Raw genomic sequence first — 2,311 nt, forward strand, 5'->3', positions numbered from 1 at the left:
CCGCCGCGCCCCCCCCCCCCCCCCCCCCCCCCCCCCCCCCCCACCCCCCCCCGCCCCCCCGGGGGGGGGCCCCCCCCCCGGGGGGGGCCCGGCGGGGCCCCCCACGGCCGCTGGCGGCGCCAGCGCCGGCAAGGCATGCACGCCGTCGCGGTAGCGGTATAGCAGGCCCGAGGCCAGCGCGAGCCGTGGACAGCTGTCGGCGCCGGCTTGCAAGGCCTGGCGCTGGAATTCGGCCAGCGCTTCCGGCTCCGGCGCCGGCCACTCCAGAGCGCGCAACCAGGCCAGTAGGACCTGGCGCTGCCTGGGTTCGGACAAGCCGCGCCAGATGGCCAGGCTCAAACCATCGCCGAGCCGACACGCGGCCAGATCCTGGGCCGCCACCTCGTCCAGCACCGCGGCCGCGTCCGCCAGCAGGCCGGCCGAGCGCGCCAGATGACGGCGATAGTCCGGCAGCGCCGCTTCCAGTTGCGGCAGCAAGCGCTGGCGCAGCAGATTGCGCCGCCAGCGCTCGTCCCGATTGCTTTCATCCTCCACCCAGCTCAGGCCCTCGGCCTGAACCCAGGCCTCCAGCTGCAGCCGGCGCAAGCCCAGCAGCGGCCGCCACAACCAGGGCCCCGCCGCGTCCAGCCGACGCAGCGCCGGCATCGCCGCCAGCGCGCGCGGGCCGCCGCCGCGCAGCAATTGCAGCAGCACGGTTTCCGCCTGATCGTCCAGATGATGCGCCAACGCCACCACCCCGGCGGCGGAGCGCCGATACACCTGGTAGCGCGCCGTGCGCGCCACCGCTTCCAGGCTGTCGCCGCCGCTGACGACCAAACTCACCCGCTCCAGCCGCAGCGGCACCCGCAGCGCCGCGCACAAGGCGCGGCAATGCTCGGCCCAGGCGTCGGCATTCGGGCTCAAGCCGTGATGCACATGCACGGCGCTCACCGCCAGCCCGGGCCTGTGTTCGCGTGCGCGGCACAGCAGCGCCAGCAGCGCCACCGAGTCCAAACCGCCGCTCAAGCCCACCTCAAAAGCACATTGGCCGGACAATTCGTCCGGCCAATGGCTTAGCAGAGCTTCGAGCGGGTCAGGCTGCGGCTTCCTTGAAGCGGCCATAGCTCATCAATCTGTCGAAACGGGTTTTCAGCAATTCGTCGATCGGCTTGGAGGTCAAGTCTTTCAACTCTTCCTGCAACACGCGCTTCATGCTCGCCATCATCTGGGCATGATCGCGGTGCGCGCCACCCACCGGCTCGTTGACCACGCGGTCAACCAGGCCCAGGGTCTTCAGACGCGGCGCGGTGATGCCCAACGCCTCGGCGGCGTCGGACGCGCGTTCGGCGGTCTTCCACAGAATGGAAGCGCAGCCTTCCGGCGAAATCACCGAGTAAGTCGCGTACTGCAGCATATTGACGCAATCGCCCACCGCGATGGCCAAGGCACCGCCGGAACCGCCCTCGCCTATCACCGTGACGATGATGGGCACGCGCAAGCGCGTCATCTCATAGAGATTGCGGCCGATGGCCTCCGACTGTCCGCGCTCTTCCGCGCCGATGCCGGGCCAAGCGCCGGTGGTATCGACCAAGGTGACCACTGGAATGCCGAACTTCTCGGCCAGCTTCATCAGGCGCAAGGCCTTGCGATAGCCTTCCGGATGTGGCATGCCGAAGTTGCGGCGGATCTTTTCCTTGGTGTCGCGGCCCTTCTGCTGGCCGATGACCATCACCGACTGGCCATTGAAGCGGGCCAGGCCTCCGACGATGGCTGCATCGTCGGCATACGCGCGGTCGCCATGCAGCTCTTCGAAGTCGGTGAAAATACTCTCTATATAGTCGAGCGCGTAGGGGCGCTGCGGATGGCGCGCCACCATGGCGATTTGAGACGGCGTCAGCTTGGCGTAGAGCGTCTTGGTCAGCTCCTGGCTCTTCTTCTGCAGACGCGCGATCTCTTCCGAGATGTCCAGCACCGAATCGTCCTGAACATAGCGCAGTTCTTCTATTTTGTTCTCAAGTTCGGCAATTGGCTGCTCAAAATCGAGAAAGGTCGGCTTCATTCGTTACGTCATCCGATAAATAGCTAATGGCGGCATGATACCTTAGCGATAAAGCCGGCGTCACCTTTCTGTCTGACAAAAACATTAATTTTTGGAGCTTTTATTCGAAATTGTCGTCAGTTGAAAAAAATTGCTGATAGACCACTTGCGCAAGCTTAAACCCTGTGTTTTAATTCGCCTCCTCGCTGAGACGCAAACGCAACAGCGAACAGGATTCAGGGCGTTTAGCTCAGTTGGTAGAGCGTCTGCCTTACAAGCAGAATGTCGGCGGTT

General features: G+C 65.3%; 2 protein-coding genes. Both read right to left on the minus strand.

What is annotated here, in order from left to right:
- A partial coding sequence (gene tilS / locus ACE3QM_RS16315; protein ID WP_374423364.1) for a tRNA lysidine(34) synthetase TilS occupies positions 1 to 1,011 on the minus strand: 1,011 nt, incomplete at its 3' end.
- Between the two features lie 61 nt (positions 1,012 to 1,072).
- Entirely contained in the window at positions 1,073 to 2,038 is a 966-nt protein-coding gene (locus tag ACE3QM_RS16320; RefSeq protein ID WP_048409686.1) for an acetyl-CoA carboxylase carboxyltransferase subunit alpha, read from the minus strand.
- Positions 2,039 to 2,311 lie beyond the last annotated feature (273 nt).

The organism is Chromobacterium sp., from assembly GCF_041912965.1.
Taxonomy (GTDB): domain Bacteria; phylum Pseudomonadota; class Gammaproteobacteria; order Burkholderiales; family Chromobacteriaceae; genus Chromobacterium; species Chromobacterium aquaticum.